The following is a 23,034-nucleotide window of genomic DNA, read 5'->3' on the forward strand; positions in this document are numbered from 1 at the left end:
GTCTATATAATGGCTGGTTTTCCGTGGATAATGAATGCAATAGCTGTGAAGCCAATAGATTATTTAAGAGTCAAAGCTTGTGTCTTGGGCTGAGGTTGGTCGCAGATGGAAGTTGAAGTTAGATCAGGTTGATTGGTATCTGTTCTTTGGGCTGATGTTTCTGCTCTTTGTGCTATTAGGTTTATCAATGGCAGCTTTGAAATTAAATCTGGTTGTTAATGACGCCGATACATTGCCCATTGAGGCCGTTGTGATCAAAGGCACACGTGACAAGACGACGGATGAAGAGATACAGGCGGCGCTACAAGATTTAATGCGACGAAGTTTTTTCTCTGCCGACGTTAATCAGGTACAAGCAGCGTTAGAGGAACTGCCTTGGGTTTATCAGGCATCAGTAAGACGAGAGTGGCCAGCGAAATTGAAGGTCTATCTTGTTGAGCAACAAGCGATTGCGCATTGGAATGGTGATGCTTGGTTGAATGTCCATGGAGAGGTTTTCGATGCTCCTACTGAGGATAGTGTCAGTTCCCTGCCATTTTTAGCTGGGCCAGAAGGTCAGTCGAAAAGAGTGTTAACCACATTTCGACAACTAAGTGAACTATTAGATATAAATGGTTTGAATTTAAATCGTTTAAGTTTGAGTCCACGGCATGCTTGGCACGCCTCGTTAGATAACGGGATCATGCTTGAATTAGGGCGAGAAGATAAAATGGCAAGGGTACAAAGATTTATTAACGTCTACCCCACATTGGTCAAGCAATCAAAGCCAGTTGCCACAGTTGATTTGCGCTACGACACTGGATTAGCCGTAGGTTGGAAAAATGCACAAAAAGAGAGCCATTAAATAATGACCAAGAATCAAGATAGAAATCTGATCGTTGCATTGGACATTGGAACCTCTAAGGTTGCAGTGATCATAGGCGAAGTGCTGCCCGATGGTGAGATCAGTATCATAGGGCTAGGTAATCATCAATCCAGAGGTATGGATAAAGGTGGTGTGAATGACCTTGATTCCATTGTTCGCAGTGTACAGAGAGCATTAGATCAAGCGGAACTGATGGCCGATTGCCAAGTTTCATCTGTATATCTGGGAATCTCAGGTAAGCATATCAGCTGCCAAAATGAAAATGGCATGGTTTCCATTAATGATGAAGAAGTTACTCAAGACGATGTCGATAATGTGATACATACGGCTCGTTCGGTAAAAATACCGACAGAACGACGCATTTTACATGTCCTACCACAGGAATATGCAATCGATGTGCAGGACGGTATAAAAAGTCCAATTGGCATGTCGGGGATGCGCATGGAGGCAAAGGTTCATATCGTGACTTGTGCTAACGATATGGCAAAAAATATTACTAAGAGTGTCGAACGTTGTGGGCTGAAAGTTGATGATCTGGTGTTTTCAGCTATCGCATCGGCAGACTCTGTATTAACTAATGATGAGAAAGATTTAGGTGTGTGCTTAGTTGATATTGGTGGGGGAACGACAGATCTTGCCGTGTATACCAATGGAGCCTTACGTCACTGCGCCGTGGTGCCTGTTGCGGGCAATCAAGTGACTAATGATATTGCAAAAATTTTCCGTACACCACTTGCTCATGCAGAGCAAATTAAAGTTCAGTATGCCAGTGCGCGCAGCTCAATGGTTAGTCGGGAAGATAGTATAGAAGTGCCTTCAGTTGGCGGTCGACCATCGCGGACCATGTCTAGGCATACGCTTGCAGAAGTCGTTGAGCCTAGATACCAAGAGTTATTTGAATTAGTACTGCAGGAGTTAAGGGATTCAGGATTAGAAGATCAAGTTGCCGCCGGTATTGTTATTACAGGTGGTACATCTTCTATCGAGGGAGCGGTTGATATCGCCGAGGCAACCTTTGGTATGCCAGTCAGAGTTGCATCACCGTTACCTGTGAAAGGGTTATTTGAATATGTGGACCAACCTATCTACTCCACAGGAGTTGGTTTGTTGCATTATGGGGCGAGAAGGGTTGTTGAACGTCAGTTCGAGCGTCCTGAACGTCAAGGGGTTACCAGTCTTTGGAATCGGGTTCAAAGTTGGTTTAAAGGTGAGTTTTAATAGCTAATAACTAAAGCAACATAGAGTTCGCTTGAATTTAGATATTGAACATATAACGCAGGCAAAACGGAGAAAAAACCATGTTTGAGATCATGGATAGTCATACTGATGAAGCGGTGATTAAGGTCATCGGAGTTGGTGGCGGTGGTGGTAATGCCATCGAACATATGGTTAAACACAATATTGAAGGTGTTGAGTTTGTTGCAACCAATACAGATGCTCAGGCATTAAGAAAGTCGTCTGCTGGAACAACCATTCAATTAGGGCGCGACATCACCAAAGGTCTAGGTGCTGGAGCAAACCCTGAGATTGGACGTCTAGCCGCTGAAGAAGATAAAGAAAATATTCGTAATGCGATTAAAGGATCAGACATGATCTTTATTGCTGCGGGTATGGGCGGAGGTACCGGTACCGGTGCAGCCCCTGTTGTGGCCGAAGTAGCAAGAGAGGAGGGGATTTTAACGGTTGCGGTTGTGACTAAGCCATTTCCTTTTGAAGGCAAGAAGCGCATGGCCTATGCAGAACAAGGGATAGAACAACTTGCTAAGCATGTTGATTCGTTGATCACCATCCCTAATGAAAAACTGCTTAAGGTTTTAGGCCGTGGTACTTCATTATTAGATGCTTTTGCTGCAGCAAACAACGTATTGCTTGGCGCCGTGCAGGGTATTGCTGAACTTATTACTCGTCCTGGTTTGATCAACGTCGATTTCGCCGATGTTAAAACAGTTATGTCTGAGATGGGTAATGCCATGATGGGTACGGGTGTTGCTAGTGGTGAAGATCGTGCTGAAGAAGCAGCAGAAGCTGCTGTAGCAAGTCCATTGCTTGAGGATATTGATCTAGCTGGTGCACGTGGTGTGCTTGTTAACATCACTGCCGGCATGGATATGAGTATTGAAGAGTTTGAGACTGTGGGTAACCATGTTAAAGCATACGCTTCAGATAACGCTACTGTAGTTGTTGGTGCTGTCATCGACCCTGAAATGAGCGATGAACTAAGAGTCACCGTTGTTGCAACGGGTATTGGTGCTGAGAAGAAGGCTGATATTCAGCTAGTTTCTAAGCCCATTTCACGCCCTGAGCCGAGCGTGATTTCTGAACCACGTGTTGAAGCTATCGATGAAGTACTAAATCAGTCCATGGCTGCAGGAAATGTTGTGCCAGTTGCACAGTCGACGCCAACTTTAGCACCAAAGAATGAAGCTGATTACTTAGATATTCCGGCTTTTTTGCGTAAACAAGCTGATTAAATAAGCTTTATGTAAAATAATTGGCCGATTTGATGAGTAACGACAGCAGGATTAGTAGGCGAACTTTGGTGAATTTGCAAAGATATGTTAGCATATTCGACCAGCCACGCCTGTGCGCGTATGATTTGCTGCTCAGGATTTGGGCTTTTATTGTTGAGAGAAATGGGTAACACGATGATTTTTCAAAGAACTGTTAAAGAAATGGTGAAAACTACCGGCGTCGGATTACACTCTGGCGATAAGGTAACTTTGAGCATCAAACCCGCCCCCGTTAATTCTGGGATCGTACTCGTGCGTACTGATTTGGAGCCAGCAGTGTCAATCCCAGCAAAGGCTGACCAAGTCCGTGAAACGACCATGTGTACGGCTTTAGTTAATGATGACGGTGTACGTATCTCGACAATTGAGCATCTGTTTGCTGCTTTAGCTGGTTTAGGCATAGATAACGCTTTAATCGAAGTTGATGCAGCAGAAATCCCTATCATGGATGGTAGTGCTAGTCCGTGGGTATTCCTGTTGCAATCAGTCGGGATCCAAGAGCAATCAGCAGCTAAAAAATACCTAAGAATCAAAAATACTGTACGTGTTGAAGATGGCGATAAATGGGCGGAGTTAAGACCGTATAATGGTTTTAGAGTAGATTTCGCAATCGACTTTGACCATCCTGAAATTGCCCGTAGTCAACAACATATGGTAATGGATTTTTCAACTTCAGCATTCGTTCGTGATATTAGTAGAGCAAGAACATTTGGCTTTATGCGCGATATTGAGTACTTAAGAGCTAACAATCTAGCCCTAGGTGGAAGCATGGACAATGCGGTAGTGCTTGACGAATATAAAGTCCTTAACCCCGATGGCTTGCGTTATGAGGATGAGTTCGTTAAGCACAAAATCTTAGATGCATTCGGTGATCTATATGTTGCCGGTCATGCAATTGTAGGTGAGTTTTGTGCTTTTAAAACTGGTCATGCACTGAATAATCAGCTAGTGCGTGCCCTACTAGCTCAGCAAGATGCTTGGGAGCTAGTTAGCTTTGAGAAAGACGACGCGCCGGTGAGTTTCTCTGTTCCTGCTGGTGTGGTTTTCGCTTAATATTGTGGGTGTTGGGATAGTTGTAGTGTCAGTTAGTTTTTCTGTTTCTGTCAATGCGGTATAGGATTACTTGACACTGAAAGGTTGCTCTTAAGATTGCCTAGGACGGCTGGCTAATGCAGCTAGCCGTTTTAGTTTTATCGCAAGAGTGCCTTCTGTATGTTCAGCTAGTGCTTCTATATGTGAGGCGGCGGTTTGAGTTATTTGATTATGGTTTACTTTCGCTTTTGTTACGTACATTAACAGACTCGGGTTGACTTTAACTTCGATAGCAGAGAGCATAGGTAACGTTTCGGCTTGCAACTGTTGTAATACTTTGGTCTTTTGGAAGTTTATTCTTGCGGCCCATGCAGCAGTTGTGGTTTCAATAACTAAAACACCCTGCCGGAAATTAGCGACTTTAAGTTGTTCCGAGACTGGACCAGATAACACTTGTTTGACGTAATTATCTAAGTGTATTAATAGTTCAGCTTTTTCAGCTATGTTAGGCAGTTGTCCTCGCTGATGAAGTAACTGACTTAGGTCTTGTGGGGGCTTTTTCATATGATAATAAAATGGCTTAGTTAGGCTATGAGTGTAACAGTTTTTATTCAAGGTCGAAATGGCGCCACGCGATGGCAGCCCGGCAAACGTTGGCTTTTATTACCTATACTGTTAATTGCAGCAGGTACAGGGCTTTATCAGCACAACGCCAAACAAGTTCAACAACAGCAATCTAATGCAGACAGTGAACGTGTAGCCCGAGAGGCTCAGAAGCAAGAGCTTATAGGGCTTAAAAGTGCAACTGAGTCACAATTGGCTATGCTCGTCACGCATGTTGCTCATATGCAAGCCAAAGTGACTCGTCTTGAGGCTTTAGGCCAACAAGTTGCTAAAAATAATCAATTAGAAGATCAATTCGATTTCTCTTCCGCAGTTGGTGTTGGTGGCCTGAGTGAATTAGGCGCAAATATCGAACTCGAACAACTTATTGCCGATATGGATAAGTTAGTATCAAGAATAGATAATAATAATGTTCAGCTTTCAATACTTGAAACTGTTTCATCTAATCTCCATATAGATGAAGAACGTTATATTTCAGGGCGACCCATCGAGAAAGGATGGTTATCATCGCCCTACGGTTTACGCAATGACCCTTTTAATGGACGCAGAACAATGCATAAAGGCATTGACTTTGCTGCTACAGAGGGAACCAATGTGGTCGCAACTGCTGGCGGTGTGATTACTTGGGCAGGCAAAATGTTTGGATATGGTGAATTAGTAGAGATAGATCATGGCAATGGTCTACGTACTCGCTATGGACACAATAAGTCTTTGTCAGTAACTGTAGGTGATGTCATCGCTAAAGGTGAGAATATTGCCAAAATGGGTAGTACCGGCCGTTCGACCGGGCCCCATGTGCATTATGAAGTGTTGCGGGGTGGACAACAAATAGACCCGCAAAAATACGTCTACCGCAAGGCAGGTTAATATAATATAAGGCTTTCAGACTCGACAGGGACTAAGCCAACAACTTAAAAGTGGTTCAGATGTTTGGTAAATTACTGACAAAATTATTTGGTAGTCGCAACGATCGTACACTTAAATCTCTTGGCAAAAATGTCATTAAGATTAATGTTCTTGAAGATGATTATGAAAAGTTAACTGACGAAGAGTTAAAGGCTAAGACATCTGATCTTCGTAATCGATTAGAGAAGGGTGAGACGCTTGACGATGTTATGCCGGAAGCTTTTGCCGTGGTACGTGAAGCTTCTAAACGCGTATTTGATATGCGTCATTTTGACGTTCAAATGCTGGGTGGCATGGTGCTCGATAGTAACCGTATTGCAGAGATGCGTACTGGTGAAGGTAAAACATTAACGGCAACCTTGCCCGCTTATTTAAACGGTTTGACTGGTAAAGGTGTTCACGTCATTACAGTTAATGATTACTTAGCACGTCGTGATGCCGAAAATAACCGTCCACTGTTTGAGTTTTTAGGACTCTCAGTTGGTATCAACGTCGCAGGTCTTGGGCAGCAAGAGAAAAAAGACGCGTATAACTCCGACATTACATACGGAACCAACAACGAGTTTGGTTTCGATTATCTCCGTGACAATATGGCTTTCTCGCCAGCAGAACGTGTTCAACGCCCACTGCACTATGCCCTAATCGATGAAGTTGACTCGATCTTAATCGACGAAGCCAGAACACCTTTGATTATCTCTGGTGCCGCAGAAGATAGTTCAGAGCTCTATACCAAAATAAATACACTTATTCCGCACCTTATTCGTCAAGATAAAGAGGATACGGAAGAAGTGATCGGCGAGGGAGATTACTCTATTGACGAAAAAGCCAAACAAGTTCATATGACCGAACGTGGTCAGGAGAAAGTTGAAGTTCTTTTGACTGAACGCGGAATGTTGGCTGAAGGTGATTCACTCTACTCTGCTGCTAATATTTCTTTATTGCATCATGTGAATGCGGCTTTACGTGCTCATACTTTATTCGAAAAAGATGTCGACTATATAGTACAAGACAATGAAGTGGTTATTGTCGATGAGCACACAGGTCGAACTATGCCTGGTCGTCGTTGGTCTGAAGGTCTTCATCAAGCTGTAGAAGCTAAAGAAGGGGTTCATATTCAAAATGAAAACCAGACGTTAGCCTCGATTACCTTTCAGAACTTCTTCCGCCAATATGAAAAATTAGCGGGTATGACAGGTACTGCTGATACCGAAGCATTTGAGTTCCAACACATCTATGGTTTAGATACTGTTGTTATTCCGACAAACAGACCTATGGTTCGTAAAGATCATGCGGATCTTGTGTTCCTAACACCAGACGAGAAATATGCTGCAATTATCGAAGATATTCGAAGTTGTCGTGAACGTGGTCAACCTGTGCTGGTGGGAACGGTCTCAATCGAACAATCGGAACTACTTGCTGGTTTAATGCAAAAAGAGAAGATCCCACACGAAGTCTTGAATGCCAAGTTTCATGAACGTGAAGCTGATATTGTCGCCCAAGCTGGCCGACTTGGTGCCGTAACCATTGCGACTAACATGGCAGGTCGTGGTACCGATATCGTGCTTGGTGGTAATTGGAACATGGAAATCGAAGCTCTCGATAACCCCACAGCCGAACAGAAGTCAAAGATTAAAGCCGATTGGCAAGTAAGACATGATGAAGTTGTGGCTGCCGGCGGTTTACATATTCTAGGTACAGAGCGGCATGAGTCTCGTCGTATCGATAATCAGCTTCGTGGTCGTTCAGGTCGTCAAGGTGATGCGGGTTCATCACGTTTTTATCTTTCCATGGAAGATAGCTTAATGCGTATCTTTGCTTCCGAGCGTGTCTCTTCAATGATGAAGAAGTTAGGTATGGAGCAAGGTGAAGCGATAGAACACCCGTGGGTATCACGTGCTATCGAAAATGCGCAGCGTAAAGTCGAGGCGCGTAACTTCGATATTCGTAAGCAACTTCTCGAATTTGATGATGTCGCCAATGATCAGCGCCAAGTGGTTTATGCACAGCGTAATGAGTTGATGGATGCTGAAAGTATTCAAGACACCATCGTTAATATACAAGCCGATGTCGTCAATAGTTTAATTGATCAGTATATTCCTCAGCAATCGGTTGAAGAACTTTGGGATGTTCCAGGTCTAGAAACACGTTTAACGCAAGAGTATGGGATGAAAATGCCAATACAGGAGTGGTTAGACACCGAGGATGATCTTCACGAGGAAACGTTGCGCGAACGCATTGTTGATACTTGGGTCAAATCTTATCAAGCTAAAGAAGAGGTGGTAGGCGAGCCTGTATTACGTCAGTTTGAAAAAGCGGTAATGCTGCAAACTTTAGATGGTTTATGGAAAGAGCATTTATCTGCAATGGATCACCTTCGCCAAGGTATTCATCTGCGAGGTTATGCACAAAAAAATCCTAAGCAAGAGTATAAGCGTGAATCGTTTGAGTTATTTCAGCAGATGCTGGAATCATTAAAACATGATGTTATTAGTGTACTCTCTAAGGTACAAGTCCAAGCTCAATCTGATGTTGAAGAGATGGAAGAGCATCGTCGTCAAGAGGATGCTAAGATCCAGCGCGATTACCAACATGCAGCTGCAGAAGCATTAGTTGGTGCTGAAGAAGTTGGAACTTTAGCTGGACACACACCAAAAGTGCGCGAAGGTGAAAAGGTTGGACGTAATGATCCTTGTCCTTGTGGCTCAGGCCGTAAGTATAAGCAGTGTCACGGTAAACTAACCTAAATAAGTGAATCTTCACCGCAATAATGAAAGCCACCTACATATTAGGTGGCTTTTTTGATCTTAGGCTTTACCGATGCTGAGATACGTATTCTGATTTTCTATGAGACCAAGTTTAAAATTTGGCTATTGCAGGCATAATTGTGGATAAGTTTGGGGGTAAATAGTGTGTAGCTTGTGGCTATATATAAAGATTGTAAAAAGATCGTCCTTTATGAATAAAGGACTTGTGCTCAACCAGAAACTGCCTATAATGCGCAACCACTGACACAACGCAGCAGGCTTATAGCCTAATGTAATGTGAGAGTACGATGAAATATCTAATGATGATTCATCGGGTTGAAAGCGATTTAAGTGGTTCGTAGATGTGCCTTACATATGAGAGTGTAACTCTTCTGTATAAGAATGCATCGCTTGAAAAACTTCTTAAAATAAGCGCTTGACGCCAACCACGGAGAGTGTAGAATACGCCTCCTCAAGCCAACGACCTAGCGTCACGGCTGCACTAGTAAGTGCAACGCTCTTTAACAATTTATCAAGTAATCTGTGTGGGCACTCACAGGTGTTGAGTTATTCGAAATTGTCTCTTTTGAGGCAATCAAAAATTTACTCAATGAACCACTGAGTGACCATAGCAACGGGCTTCACTTCTTTCGAGAAAATGAGGTTACGGAGCAATAATATGTGAACTTCATGAATCTTCGGGTTTGTGAAAAACAGTATAATTCGTTGAGCCGCTGATTTAGCCTTACTTGTTAAGGTGGATGACGCAAAAAACTTTAATTGAAGAGTTTGATCATGGCTCAGATTGAACGCTGGCGGCAGGCCTAACACATGCAAGTCGAGCGGAAACAGGAAAGTAGCTTGCTACTTTTGCTGTCGAGCGGCGGACGGGTGAGTAATGCCTAGATATCTGCCTAGTCGTGGGGGATAACAGTTGGAAACGACTGCTAATACCGCATACGCCCTACGGGGGAAAGGAGGGGACGCACTTTCGAGAGCGCCTTTCGCGATTAGATGAGTCTAGGTGGGATTAGCTAGTAGGTGAGGTAATGGCTCACCTAGGCGACGATCCCTAGCTGGTCTGAGAGGATGATCAGCCACACTGGAACTGAGACACGGTCCAGACTCCTACGGGAGGCAGCAGTGGGGAATATTGCACAATGGGCGAAAGCCTGATGCAGCCATGCCGCGTGTGTGAAGAAGGCCTTCGGGTTGTAAAGCACTTTCAGCGAGGAGGAAAGGTTGTCGTTTAATAAACGACAGCTGTGACGTTACTCGCAGAAGAAGCACCGGCTAACTTCGTGCCAGCAGCCGCGGTAATACGAGGGGTGCAAGCGTTAATCGGAATTACTGGGCGTAAAGCGTACGCAGGCGGTCTGTTAAGCCAGATGTGAAAGCCCGGGCTCAACCTGGGAATTGCATTTGGAACTGACAGACTAGAGTCTTGTAGAGGGGGGTAGAATTTCAGGTGTAGCGGTGAAATGCGTAGAGATCTGAAGGAATACCGGTGGCGAAGGCGGCCCCCTGGACAAAGACTGACGCTCATGTACGAAAGCGTGGGGAGCAAACAGGATTAGATACCCTGGTAGTCCACGCCGTAAACGATGTCTACTCGGAGTTTGGTAACTTAGTTACTGGGCTCCCAAGCTAACGCATTAAGTAGACCGCCTGGGGAGTACGGCCGCAAGGTTAAAACTCAAATGAATTGACGGGGGCCCGCACAAGCGGTGGAGCATGTGGTTTAATTCGATGCAACGCGAAGAACCTTACCTACTCTTGACATCCTCAGAAGAGACCAGAGATGGACTTGTGCCTTCGGGAACTGAGAGACAGGTGCTGCATGGCTGTCGTCAGCTCGTGTTGTGAAATGTTGGGTTAAGTCCCGCAACGAGCGCAACCCTTATCCTTATTTGCCAGCGAGTTATGTCGGGAACTTTAGGGAGACTGCCGGTGATAAACCGGAGGAAGGTGGGGACGACGTCAAGTCATCATGGCCCTTACGAGTAGGGCTACACACGTGCTACAATGGTCGGTACAGAGGGTCGCAACGCCGCGAGGTCAAGCTAATCCCACAAAGCCGGTCGTAGTCCGGATCGGAGTCTGCAACTCGACTCCGTGAAGTCGGAATCGCTAGTAATCGTAGATCAGAATGCTACGGTGAATACGTTCCCGGGCCTTGTACACACCGCCCGTCACACCATGGGAGTGGGCTGCACCAGAAGTAGATAGCTTAACCCTTCGGGGAGGGCGTTTACCACGGTGTGGTTCATGACTGGGGTGAAGTCGTAACAAGGTAGCCCTAGGGGAACCTGGGGCTGGATCACCTCCTTACCTATACGACTAACTCAATGCTTGTTGAGTGTTCACACAGATTACTTGATAGAAAGAAAGAGCAAAAATATACGTGTCTGTTTAGACGACGTACTCTTGTTTAAAGCGATAAGCGATAAATAAGGCTGCAAGTATAAATGGGTCTGTAGCTCAGCTGGTTAGAGCGCACCCCTGATAAGGGTGAGGTCGGTGGTTCAAGTCCACTCTGACCCACCAAAATCTTTGTGTTACTGCGTTATGTAGTTCGTCGTTTAGCTAGCTAAACGTCCTCACTACAAGCCTTGTATCAATTGATTTGGTAATGACTTAGAAATAAGTAAACGTATATATTTTGTTTGACTGCATGTAAATGGGGCTATAGCTCAGCTGGGAGAGCGCCTGCCTTGCACGCAGGAGGTCTGCGGTTCGATCCCGCATAGCTCCACCATTTACTTGATTGTTTTGAACTTTGGTTCACTACACTCTCGTATATGAACCATTTACTTAGCTAAATAATAAAAAAAGGTTTTTTGATTATTTAAGTAGACTTACTTTTCCAGCAAGAAGTAAGGCATGCACATGGATATAGAGACGCCAAAGATAAATGAAAAATTTATCTTTGGCTTTTTTAAGCCCGCTCTTTAAAAATTTGGAAAGCTGATAGTGTTAATGTGAAAGGGACAGTAAATATCTTATTTGTAAGTGATTTATTGTTAATAGCATTAGCGCGAAAAATAAATAATTGAGTTCTCAAACACTTAAATCAAGTGCCGAATCATCTTAACGATGGTTCAAGAGTATTCTTTTGGCGAAAGTAAACACCATTAGTTGCGATACATCTCGTTCAAACTTACCCGTTTGAACGATAGATAATATCAGCGCAGCAAGTTGCGTTTTTGTCTAAGCCGTAAGTTGAGAGAGGAAGGAGTGTAGCGTGCTACATGACTGACGAACGAAGCTTGCAATACAGACAAAATAGCAAATCGCAAGCGAGAAAAACCTATGTGGGTTGTATGGTTAAGTGACTAAGCGTATACGGTGGATGCCTTGGCAGTCAGAGGCGATGAAGGACGTAGTAACTTGCGATAAGCGTTGGCGAGCTAGTAACAAGCATTTGAGCTAACGATGTCCGAATGGGGAAACCCACTAGCATAAGCTAGTATCACATACTGAATACATAGGTATGTGAGGCAAACCCGGGGAACTGAAACATCTAAGTACCCGGAGGAAAAGAAATCAACCGAGATTCCCTAGTAGCGGCGAGCGAACGGGGATTAGCCCTTAAGCGTAGAGGGTGTTAGTGGAATGTGTTGGAAAGCACAGCGGCACAGGGTGATAGCCCCGTACATGAAAACTAACTTTACGTGAAAACGAGTAGGACGGGACACGTGACATCTTGTCTGAACATGGGGGGACCATCCTCCAAGGCTAAATACTCCTGACTGACCGATAGTGAACCAGTACCGTGAGGGAAAGGCGAAAAGAACCCCTGTGAGGGGAGTGAAATAGAACCTGAAACCGTATACGTACAAGCAGTGGGAGCGGTTCAGCTCTTTCGAGAGCGAGAGGCCGTGACTGCGTACCTTTTGTATAATGGGTCAGCGACTTACATTTTGTAGCGAGGTTAAGCGAATAGCGGAGCCGTAGGGAAACCGAGTGTTAACTGCGCGTTTAGTTGCAAGGTGTAGACCCGAAACCCGGTGATCTATCCATGGGCAGGTTGAAGATTGAGTAACATCAATTGGAGGACCGAACCGACTTATGTTGAAAAATGAGCGGATGACTTGTGGATGGGGGTGAAAGGCCAATCAAACCGGGAGATATCTGGTTCTCCTCGAAAGCTATTTAGGTAGCGCCTCGAGCGAATACCATTGGGGTAGAGCACTGTTAAGGCTAGGGGGTCATCCCGACTTACCAACCCTTTGCAAACTCCGAATACCAATGAGTACTACTCGGGAGACACACGGCGGGTGCTAACGTCCGTCGTGAAAAGGGAAACAACCCAGACCGTCAGCTAAGGTCCCAAAGTTATTGCTAAGTGGGAAACGATGTGGGAAGGCTTAGACAGCTAGGATGTTGGCTTAGAAGCAGCCATCATTTAAAGAAAGCGTAATAGCTCACTAGTCGAGTCGGCCTGCGCGGAAGATTTAACGGGGCTAAGCAATACACCGAAGCTACGGGTGTGCACTTTATTGTGTACGCGGTAGAGGAGCGTTCTGTAAGCCGTTGAAGGTGAAGGGGTAACCCACGCTGGAGGTATCAGAAGTGCGAATGCTGACATGAGTAACGATAAAGGGAGTGAAAAACTCCCTCGCCGAAAGACCAAGGGTTCCTGTCCAATGTTAATCAGGGCAGGGTGAGTCGACCCCTAAGGCGAGGCCGAAAGGCGTAGTCGATGGGAAATGGGTTAATATTCCCATACCTCTACTAACTGCGATGGAGAGACGGAGAAGGCTAGGCTAGCGCGGCGTTGGTAGTCCGCGTTTAAGGTGGTAGGCAGTATTCTTAGGCAAATCCGGGAATACGCATTAAGTTGCAATGCTGAGAGCTGATGACGAGTCACTAAGGTGATGAAGTAGTTGATGCCATGCTTCCAGGAAAATCTTCTAAGCTTCAGGTTAGTAGGGATCGTACCCCAAACCGACACAGGTGGTTGGGTAGAGAATACCAAGGCGCTTGAGAGAACTCGGCTGAAGGAACTAGGCAAAATGGTACCGTAACTTCGGGAGAAGGTACGCTCCTGTTGGTGATGAGACTTGCTCTCTAAGCTGACGGGAGTCGCAGATACCAGGTGGCTGCAACTGTTTATCAAAAACACAGTACTGTGCAAACTCGCAAGAGGAAGTATACGGTATGACGCCTGCCCGGTGCCGGAAGGTTAATTGATTGGGTTATCTTCGGAGAAGCTCATGATCGAAGCCCCGGTAAACGGCGGCCGTAACTATAACGGTCCTAAGGTAGCGAAATTCCTTGTCGGGTAAGTTCCGACCTGCACGAATGGCGTAATGATGGCCACGCTGTCTCCAGCCGAGACTCAGTGAAGTTGAAATTGCGGTGAAGATGCCGTATACCCGCGGCTAGACGGAAAGACCCCGTGCACCTTTACTATAGCTTGGCACTGAACATTGAACCTACATGTGTAGGATAGGTGGGAGCCTTTGAAGCAGAGACGCTAGTCTTTGTGGAGGCAATCTTGAAATACCACCCTTGTAGTTTTGATGTTCTAACTTAGGCCCCTGAATCGGGGTTGAGGACAGTGTCTGGTGGGTAGTTTGACTGGGGCGGTCTCCTCCCAAAGAGTAACGGAGGAGCACGAAGGTTGGCTAAGTACGGTCGGACATCGTACGGTTAGTGCAATGGCATAAGCCAGCTTAACTGCGAGACATACACGTCGAGCAGGTACGAAAGTAGGTCATAGTGATCCGGTGGTTCTGAATGGAAGGGCCATCGCTCAACGGATAAAAGGTACGCCGGGGATAACAGGCTGATACCGCCCAAGAGTTCATATCGACGGCGGTGTTTGGCACCTCGATGTCGGCTCATCACATCCTGGGGCTGAAGTCGGTCCCAAGGGTATGGCTGTTCGCCATTTAAAGTGGTACGCGAGCTGGGTTCAGAACGTCGTGAGACAGTTCGGTCCCTATCTGCCGTGGGCGTTGGATGATTGAAGGAAGCTGCTCCTAGTACGAGAGGACCGGAGTGGACGAACCGCTGGTGTTCGGGTTGTTATGCCAATAGCATTGCCCGGTAGCTACGTTCGGAATCGATAACCGCTGAAAGCATCTAAGCGGGAAGCGAGTCCTAAGATGAGTCATCCCTAGAGATTAAATCTCTTTAAAGAGCCGTTCGAGACTAGGACGTTGATAGGCAAGGTGTGTAAGCGTTGTGAGGCGTTGAGCTAACTTGTACTAATGACTCGTAAGGCTTAACCATACAACCCAGATGGGTTTTATGTAGCTAGGTGATACTTAGCGACAAAAGAATACGAACTTGATTTAAGTTGGTCATAAAATGCTTCTGCATTTATGACATACAGTACCTCCGTGTACTAAAACCCAATTATTTAGAATTATCTTGCGAATGTGAGATAACAGCTTTCGAAATTATTTACCTTTAGCTTTTTAAACGCTGAAAGTAATAGCAAATTTGTCTGGAAACCATAGCATTGTGGCCCCACCTGATCCCATCCCGAACTCAGAAGTGAAACGCAATCGCGCCGATGGTAGTGTGGGGTCTCCCCATGTGAGAGTAGGTCATTTCCAGGCGCCTATTTTACTCGTAAAGAGTAGTATTTAAGCCCGCTACGATGTAGCGGGCTTTTTTACGTCTGTCATTTAGAAATGCACCGCAGCATTTCCTGTGTCTGCCCGCAAAAAACCTACTCATTAGAGTAGGCTTCATTTTTAATTTAATGTCTTAATCCATAGAAAGCTCTTTGAGCTTTCTGGTTAAAGTGTTTCTCCCCCATCCGAGTCGTTTAGCTGCTTCTTGCTTATGCCCGTTGGTATGGGCTAAAGCTGTTTCTAGCAATATACGTTCAAATGCTGGTTGAACTTCTGTAAGGAGGTTGCTTTCGCCCTCTTGAAGTCGGTCGTTTATCCAGATTTTTAGTGACTCTTCCCAATCCGTGCCTGACCCTGTTTGAGTTTGTCTGTTTTTTGCCTGATCCTTGAGTAGCTCTGGTGGTAGGTCTTGGGGGAGGATCTCTTGGCCTGAGGCCATGACCATTAACCATCTACAGGTATTTTCAAGTTGTCTTACATTCCCAGGCCAAGGGAGCTGAGATAATTTTTCTGCAGTTTCTTTGGTGAGTACCTTGGCTTCGACTGAGATCTCTTTTGCTGCTGAACTGAGAAAATGACGTGCTAGCTGTGGAATATCTTCCCTACGCTGTGAAAGAGGTGGCAAGTGGACGCGTATCACGTTCAGTCTATGGTAGAGATCTTCTCTGAAGCCTCCCTTTTGGACCAGCTGTTCTAGATCCTGATGGGTGGCCGCTATTATCCTCACATCCACTTTGACGGGAGAATGGCCACCGACTCGATAGAACTGTCCGTCTGCTAAGACACGTAATAAACGAGTCTGAACATCGAGTGGCATATCGCCAATTTCATCTAAGAATAGCGTGCCACCATTTGCTTGCTCGAATCGACCTTGTCTTACTGCAGCTGCGCCAGTAAAAGCACCTTTTTCATGACCAAATAACTCTGATTCAATCAGATCTTTAGGGATCGCAGCCATATTTATGGCAATAAAGGGTTTATCTTTACGAGGACTGTGTTTATGTAGGGCACTGGCGACAAGCTCTTTGCCTGTTCCTGATTGACCGTTGATTAAGACACTGATAGAGGAGCGCGACAGCCGTCCTATGGCCCTAAACACTTCCTGCATAGCTGGTGCTTCACCAATGATCTCTGGTGCCTTAACACTGATCTCTTCAGGTTGCTTAATGGTCTGCTCGCTAGAGTGGGTGAGTGCTCTTTCAACTAGGGTGATAGCCTCATCGATATCAAATGGCTTGGGTAAGTACTCAAAAGCCCCTGCTTGATATGCGCTGACGGCGCTATCTAGATCTGAATGGGCTGTCATTATGATGACTGGGATTTGCGGATAGTGAACTTTGATGCGTTCAAGTAAACTTAATCCATCGGTGCCCGGCATTCTGATGTCTGAAATAATCACTTTAGGTTGACTGAGCTCTAGCGCATCCCATAATGATTCGGCTGCAGCAAAACTTGCACTGCTAATGTTTGCGCCTTTTAGTGCTCGTTCAACGACCCAGCGAATAGAGCTATCATCATCGAGTACCCATACTTGTTCTTTCATACTCTTATTCCCTCTCGCTTTATTACGCTGATTTTAAAGTTGTTCATCTGTTATCTATTTTCAATGGGAAGCAAGATGGTGAAATCAGTTCCCGCTGAACTAGACTGGCAATCAATTCTTCCACCATGCAATCTGGCAAAGTTGTGTGCAATAGATAAGCCAAGCCCTGAACCATTATCTCTACCGGTTACCATGGGATAAAAAAGTGTATCGAGGAGTTCTGGTTTTACACCTGGGCCATCGTCAATAATAGATAGTGCTATGACAATTTTGTGCCTTTGGGTCCCTATCGTCACTTGGTGCTGTGTTCGGGTTTTGAGTAATATATTACCTCCCTGAACATCCAACGCCTGTATGGCATTTTGGAGGATATTTAGTACGGTTTGTTGCAACTGTTCTGGATCCATCTGAATGTCAGGAATAGAAGGGTCATAATCTTGCTCTAAGATAATATTCGAGGGTATAGCCATGGTGACCAGCTTTAGTACTTTTTGAATAACCTCATGAATATTGTGTAGACTATGTTTGGTAGGCTTTTGTGGGCCAAGTAAACGGTCAACTAAATTTCTTAGTCTATCTGCTTGCTCAATGATTAAATCGGTAAATTCATTAAGCTGTGGATCGTGCAGTTCTCTTGATAATAACTGTGCGGCTCCACGAAGACCACCCAATGGGTTCTTGATTTCATGTGCCAGATTTCGTACTAAATATTGTGCTGCTTGTTGTTGTGCATCTAATGTCAGTTGTTGGTGGATACGCAGTTGTTGATCCACCTGACGTAACTCTAGTAGGGCTAATCCTTGCTCTTGTTCTAAAGGTGATAGTGTCACGTCTACAGTATGATGCTGATTATCTAGAGTGACTAATGAGGCTGTGTTAACGGTTAATCCTTGATTATCTTTAATTGAATTAGATAGTAGATCTGTACTAACACCAAGGATCTGGAAACTATCAGCAAGGAAATGTTCAGTTAAGCGATGACTTCCCACTCCCAGTAGTTGTTCAGCCGCTGCATTTGCATAGCAGAGTTTGAGATCTGCATCTATAACCATTACTGCAGTGACTAGATTATCGAGTAGGTGTTTAGTATCCATCAGTATTCCTTTAGACTCATTGCACTACTATGGTGCACCAAGTTGGTGCGAGCTGCAACTATCTTTTATTGAGTCATTTTGCGTGAACTGACAATGTAACCGCATGTATTTTAGTGAGTTAGCTAACTTCCCTTGCCAAACGGTGTTGGTTTCATGCTGCTGTTCACTATGGCTCTATGAAGATAGATCTTTCTCGGGAGTGATGATGCAAGTTGTTTGCCGTTTTGAGCTACCACCTTTACGACAAAGACATGTTCGCCACGGGGAATATTTTTAAGATGAAAAATGGGTGTGGTTTGAGCGGTTCCCATTACTCTGTCATCCATTAGGATAACCAGTACATCTCCGGATCTCAGGTCCGGTGAGATATTCGCCATAATAGTGATATCCCCATTATTGTCTCTTATCGTCTCCTCTTCTCGAGGAGTTCGTATACCGATGGTGTACTGTGTAGATGGAGTTATCTCATCTTGGTTATCATTAGTGATAGGCATAGTTTGAGAAGGCAAAGGCGTTACCAGATTTTGAGTATTACTTTTGAATTGGACAACTTCTGAATTATTTACAGGCTCATCAGAGTAGTGAACTATTCCGTCCTTATCGATCCATTTATAAACGGTGGCATGGGATATAAGGCTCACTGCGATAAGGAGAATCATTAAAGTTAAGCGCATCTGTTTTCCTATGTTATACATTTGTAACCTACTAAAGGTTAGCTTTTTTTCATAACAAAATCATGGTGAAAATGAACTATGGCTGTTTATTTTACTGAATTAGCTTACCGTAAACATGGTTTGGCAAATAACTCTCTGTATTTTCAAGTGGTATTCATGTTGAGGTCAGCTTAGCTTGAGCACGTCGTTGAGTCATGCGCTCAATAATTTGAGTTGCATTAAGATCATGTACGACATTAATTACTGTAGAGGGAGCGTCTGTTACTGCGCCGATAATGACTAAGATCGGAATAACCTCTAAGGGAAGAGCTAGTGTCGTGACGATAAATATCTCTCCCAAAAAGGCACCACCAGGAACGCCTCCGATGACAAAGGCTGATAAAACAGAGATCAAAATTGTGATAGCAAAAATGTCAGCAGTAAACTCAAGTCCTAATAGTGAATAGATAAAGATGATTTTCAGGGCCGTGATCATCGAAGCTCCACCCTTATTAAGATTCACCAGTAGGGGGAGGCAAATATCTGCGATCTCCTCTTTAATTTCCATCTTTTTTGCCGCTCTGATATTGACTGGAAGGCTGGCTAGTGAAGAGCTGGTTCCTAAGGCTGTTGCTGCCGGTTCAATGGCATTCTTCCAAAAAATCTTAACGCCAGATCTTCCTCCTCCAATCCAAGCATAAAAAGAGGACCCCAGTGTCAAATAGATAATTGAAGCGATAAAAAATAAACCTATGGTGCGAGCAAAGGTGATGAGGAGCTCAGGATCCTGACTGGCCATTGTTGAGGCAAAATAGGCACCCAATCCAATGGGAGCTGTCACCATAAGGATAGAAATGATCTTCATTATCACGGTATTTAAGCTATTGAGCATCGATGAGATTCGTTTACCATCTTCGCCTGATTGACCTATGGCTATCCCTGAAATCACTGACATTATAATTAAGGCTAAGATGTTGGATTTTGACAGTAGGCCAACGAAGTCATTGGTGGTTAATAGAGATACAAAATCCATGTTGCCGGGCTCTGTTTGCATATTTTGATGCAGATTCAGGGTCACTCCCTGTGCGGGATCAAATGTCATAGCCAACCCAAGGATACCGACAGCGGGGATAATAGCCATAATAATAGAGATAAGCATGATACTGGCCAATATCAGGCCAAGTTTCTTGAGATCGGTCATGCGTGCAATTGAGGAGGTAACACTAACGGCGACTAAGGGCACAATGATCATAAAGAGTAAATTTAGAAAAATTTGACCGATTGGTTTTAGCTTTAAAGCGAACTCTGGCAGTGTTAGGCCTAAGGTCCCACCAACCACAAGTGCTGAGAGTAGTATGATTGACGTTCGATAAGCCTGAAGCCTGTTCCACATAAGTAATCCATTTATATAATTGAAATCTTACTGTTAGCAAATACGTTATAGGGGGTTATCTCAGGAGTCAACTTACGACGTTGTTATATAACTTCTAGTCAGGAAGGGGGATATGTACCAAAAGTAGTTAACTGGAAGGGGGGATTTTATCTTCATCGATAAGATAGGCTAAAGCGGTTAATAGTGCCACTTTGATATGTTCAGGCTCTAAAGGCTTAGATATATAGTCGTTCATGCCAATATTTAGGCATTTCTCTTTATCACCGATCATAGCATTTGCTGTCATTGCGACTATAGGGACTGTTTTATAGATATCTCCAGCATCTCCAGCACGAATCTTCTGTGTGGTCTGATAGCCATCGAGTTTTGGCATCTGGCAATCCATGAAAATGAGATGATAAGGGTTGTTAGAGTTGGAGTTAGCAAGAAGCTCAAGAACTTGGATGCCATTATTGGCAATTTCAATTTCGAGTCCAAATTCATTAATTATTCCTTCAGCAACAAGCTGGTTAATCATGTTGTCCTCTGCTAGGAGTAATCGAGGTTGAGAATCTGTAAAGTAGTCTTTTAAAAACCAATTATCATATTGATTTACGCTTGTATTTTTATCTTTTGATCGTTGAGGGCTAGTATGTTTTCTAAGTTGTTCTATTAGTTTAACTTGAGAAATCGGTCGAGTAAAAGAACCGTATATCTGATCTTTTATATAATGATGAATAATCGGGGCATCGTGGGAACTGTAATTTAGTAAGGTTGGAATATGGGAAAGAGAGGGCTCGTTTTTCAACTTGATAAGTACAGTTTCAATGGCATGTTTTCCTACAGGTAAACTTAAAATAAGCAATCTTGGCTGATTTTCTTTTAAATCAAATGAGTCTGTATCTGCCGCCATCAGGATTCTTGTTACTGTGGCTTTAATGCTATGAGCACCCGCTCTAATATATTGTCTGAAAGGGTATTATGACTAAGTAGCAGTATGGGGAGATTATTCAGATCTAACAACGAAGTTTTTTGATGGGAGGTCGGTAGCTTGATACTCATATCTAATTTGAAGGTACTCCCTTGACCTTCTGCGCTCGTAACGGAAATGTTGCCTTCCATAAGTTGGCTTAAATGCCTTGCAATCGAGAGTCCTAATCCAGTACCACCGTAGTGACGCGTGGTTGAACTATCGGCTTGGCTAAACGGTTGAAATATATTGTCGAGCTTATCCTCTCCCATACCTATGCCAGTATCTTCGATGGAAAAAGTTAGGCGATGTTCATTATTCGCTGATGAAAGCTTTCCTATTACGGTAATACTGCCAGTTTGAGTAAACTTTATCGCATTACCTAAAAGGTTCGTTAGCACCTGTGTGATACGGCCTGGATCTCCGATGATATAAACGGGTTTGATCTGGGTGATATCGAGAATAAATTCAAGATCTTTTTCCTGTGCACGAATGTCTAAGGGCTGTATTAATTCATCCAAGGTTTGTTGTAAATTAAATTCGATTGACTCAATATCGAGCTTTCCTGACTCAATTTTAGAAAAGTCTAGAATGTCGTTGATGAGTTTTAACAAAGATTTAGCACTGCCCTGGGCCATCTGTAAATGATGTTGTTGGTTGGGATCGAGCTGCGTTCTGCTTAATAGGATTAACATGCCTAGAATGCCGTTCATTGGTGTACGTATTTCATGGCTCATACAAGCAAGAAATTCAGATTTTGCTCTTGCGGTTGCTTCGGCGATTTCACGTGCTTCATCTAAAGCCCAGTTGTTAAACTCAAGATTGAGAGCGTATTTTTCAAGCTTCTTTTCATTATTTCTTGTTGAGGTCTGATCTTCGATACAGATGAAGAAACCGTTAATATTGCCATCAGTATCGATATCAGGCACTTGAGTTATATGAAATAAAAGGTATACCAGATTGGTATCTTGAAATTCAACATCGAACGTTATCGATTTTCCATTAAGTGTTTGTTCGATGTAGGGTTGCATCATTTTAAATAGACTGGCGGGGATGATCTCTTTGCAAGTTCGGTTAAGTACATCATCAATTTTTTGATCTAGCCAATTTAAACAGTGACGGTTAATAAATTGGACTTTTTGGTCTGTATCTACATAGGCTAAATGTACTGGAAGAACACTGGTCATATTTTTAATATAGCGGTGTGACTTTTCCAGCTCTTTCTTTTGTAACAGTTGTTTATGAATAGAGTGATTATAGCTATTGACCAGTATATTAAATTCATCTTTAGTTGAGCTTTTTAATGGCTTAGGCATTGCATCATGATTGGATTGATGTTCTAGCTGATTAGTGATCTGGGATAGAGGAGCTAATATGACAATTCTCTGTATCCAAAGATTGATGAGCAGTAACAATATAAAGCCGCAGATGATGATTAAAAGGTAGTTGTTTCTGTTTTGCTTAATTCCTGCTTCAAGTGCAGTTTTGTCATATTTGAAATAAATGATATAAGGTCTTAGGCGGTTGACTTCAGGATCTATTAAGCGAAATAGAGTGGCATGATGCAAGTTGTTGCCGCTAAATTCTGTTGACGGTAGATGATTATTTTTAGAATGTTTTTTGAGCATGTTCATGAGAGATGTAGGAAAAACTTCAGAAGCTAGCTTACCGTTATGTTGAGCTTGGCTATCTGCATTGATGCGCATATCTGATAATTTAATTACTGAGAGGCGATCAATGTTTTTATAGGTCGCTAATACACCCACAATTAGTATCATATTAGATAGATTTGAATTCGTCTCTAGCGCGAGTTTTAAGGTATCAGTGATCTGTGATAGTTCGATATTAGCCTGTATATCTATTCTTTCTTGAGTCACCTGAACAAAGTAGATACCTAAAATTCCGCAGATTAATACCCCAATAACTAGAGTGCTAATATTGAGTTTAATGGCGATACTTCTCGGTATAAAAGGGCTGCTCCGTTCTGTATTAAGGGAATGTTCACTCATACTATCTTCCTGAATAGAAAAGTGTATTTATATGATCACGTGAGCTATCAAATGCGCCTACCTTATTGAGGGTATCGCAAACTGATTGAGCGAGTGCTGTCAGATCAGCTTGATTTTTT

At 43.8% G+C, this 23,034-nt stretch carries 13 protein-coding genes, 2 tRNA genes and 3 rRNA genes; 11 read left to right on the forward strand and 7 right to left on the reverse strand.

Annotation, left to right across the window (positions count from 1 at the left end):
• Positions 1–79: 79 nt before the first annotated feature.
• The 4 genes from HWQ47_RS02310 to lpxC all read left to right on the forward strand — a co-directional run bounded on the left by HWQ47_RS02310 (position 80) and on the right by lpxC (position 4,428).
• Complete coding sequence (locus tag HWQ47_RS02310) at positions 80–844, forward strand: cell division protein FtsQ/DivIB (RefSeq protein WP_269969596.1); 765 nt, start codon at positions 80–82, stop codon at positions 842–844.
• A 3-nt stretch (positions 845–847) separates the two neighbouring features.
• Entirely contained in the window at positions 848–2,083 is a 1,236-nt protein-coding gene (ftsA, locus tag HWQ47_RS02315; protein ID WP_269969597.1) for a cell division protein FtsA, read from the forward strand.
• 80 nt (positions 2,084–2,163) lie between these two features.
• Positions 2,164–3,336 (forward strand): cell division protein FtsZ, encoded by a 1,173-nt coding sequence (gene ftsZ / locus HWQ47_RS02320; protein WP_269969598.1) that lies wholly within the window; start codon positions 2,164–2,166, stop codon positions 3,334–3,336.
• A 174-nt stretch (positions 3,337–3,510) separates the two neighbouring features.
• Positions 3,511–4,428, forward strand: coding sequence for a UDP-3-O-acyl-N-acetylglucosamine deacetylase (lpxC, locus tag HWQ47_RS02325; protein ID WP_269969599.1), 918 nt, complete (start codon positions 3,511–3,513; stop codon positions 4,426–4,428).
• 90 nt (positions 4,429–4,518) lie between these two features.
• Here lpxC and HWQ47_RS02330 read toward each other — a convergent pair whose 3' ends face one another.
• The gene (locus tag HWQ47_RS02330) at positions 4,519–4,971 is read right to left on the reverse strand and encodes a DUF721 domain-containing protein (RefSeq protein ID WP_269969600.1); all 453 of its coding nucleotides are present in this window, start codon (positions 4,969–4,971) and stop codon (positions 4,519–4,521) included.
• Positions 4,972–4,998: 27 nt separating this feature from the next.
• Here HWQ47_RS02330 and HWQ47_RS02335 point away from each other — a divergent pair, with 27 nt between their 5' ends.
• From HWQ47_RS02335 to rrf, 7 genes are all read left to right on the forward strand, one after another.
• The gene (locus HWQ47_RS02335; RefSeq protein ID WP_269969601.1) at positions 4,999–5,898 is read left to right on the forward strand and encodes a M23 family metallopeptidase; all 900 of its coding nucleotides are present in this window, start codon (positions 4,999–5,001) and stop codon (positions 5,896–5,898) included.
• A 59-nt stretch (positions 5,899–5,957) separates the two neighbouring features.
• Positions 5,958–8,681, forward strand: coding sequence for a preprotein translocase subunit SecA (secA, locus tag HWQ47_RS02340; protein WP_269969602.1), 2,724 nt, complete (start codon positions 5,958–5,960; stop codon positions 8,679–8,681).
• A 777-nt stretch (positions 8,682–9,458) separates the two neighbouring features.
• Positions 9,459–11,012 (forward strand): 16S ribosomal RNA (locus HWQ47_RS02345).
• A 139-nt stretch (positions 11,013–11,151) separates the two neighbouring features.
• Positions 11,152–11,228: transfer RNA gene (locus tag HWQ47_RS02350), tRNA-Ile, on the forward strand.
• Between the two features lie 135 nt (positions 11,229–11,363).
• Positions 11,364–11,439: transfer RNA gene (locus tag HWQ47_RS02355), tRNA-Ala, on the forward strand.
• A gap of 567 nt (positions 11,440–12,006) precedes the next feature.
• Positions 12,007–14,924 (forward strand): 23S ribosomal RNA (locus tag HWQ47_RS02360).
• 216 nt (positions 14,925–15,140) lie between these two features.
• Positions 15,141–15,256, forward strand: a 5S ribosomal RNA gene (gene rrf, locus HWQ47_RS02365).
• Together the 16S, 23S and 5S rRNA genes with 2 tRNA genes alongside form the textbook arrangement of a ribosomal RNA operon.
• A 151-nt stretch (positions 15,257–15,407) precedes the next feature.
• On the opposite strand, the gene glnG is transcribed toward rrf, so the two are convergent.
• The 6 genes from glnG to HWQ47_RS02395 form a co-directional block, all read right to left on the reverse strand.
• The gene (glnG, locus tag HWQ47_RS02370) at positions 15,408–16,817 is read right to left on the reverse strand and encodes a nitrogen regulation protein NR(I) (RefSeq protein WP_269969603.1); all 1,410 of its coding nucleotides are present in this window, start codon (positions 16,815–16,817) and stop codon (positions 15,408–15,410) included.
• Between the two features lie 50 nt (positions 16,818–16,867).
• Positions 16,868–17,911: a nitrogen regulation protein NR(II) gene (glnL, locus tag HWQ47_RS02375; RefSeq protein ID WP_269969604.1), complete on the reverse strand. Its 1,044-nt coding sequence runs from the start codon at positions 17,909–17,911 to the stop codon at positions 16,868–16,870.
• Between the two features lie 122 nt (positions 17,912–18,033).
• Entirely contained in the window at positions 18,034–18,585 is a 552-nt protein-coding gene (locus HWQ47_RS02380; protein WP_269969605.1) for a DUF4124 domain-containing protein, read from the reverse strand.
• A gap of 154 nt (positions 18,586–18,739) precedes the next feature.
• Positions 18,740–19,957, reverse strand: a complete 1,218-nt coding sequence (locus HWQ47_RS02385) for a dicarboxylate/amino acid:cation symporter (RefSeq protein ID WP_269969606.1) — start codon at positions 19,955–19,957, stop codon at positions 18,740–18,742.
• 127 nt (positions 19,958–20,084) lie between these two features.
• On the reverse strand, positions 20,085–20,849 hold the full coding sequence (locus HWQ47_RS02390) for a response regulator (protein ID WP_269969607.1): 765 nt from the start codon (positions 20,847–20,849) through the stop codon (positions 20,085–20,087).
• A gap of 11 nt (positions 20,850–20,860) precedes the next feature.
• Positions 20,861–22,915, reverse strand: a complete 2,055-nt coding sequence (locus HWQ47_RS02395; protein ID WP_269969608.1) for an ATP-binding protein — start codon at positions 22,913–22,915, stop codon at positions 20,861–20,863.
• Between the last annotated feature and the right edge of the window lie 119 nt (positions 22,916–23,034).

It is taken from the genome of Shewanella sp. MTB7, assembly GCF_027571385.1.
In the GTDB taxonomy this organism is placed as follows: domain Bacteria; phylum Pseudomonadota; class Gammaproteobacteria; order Enterobacterales; family Shewanellaceae; genus Shewanella.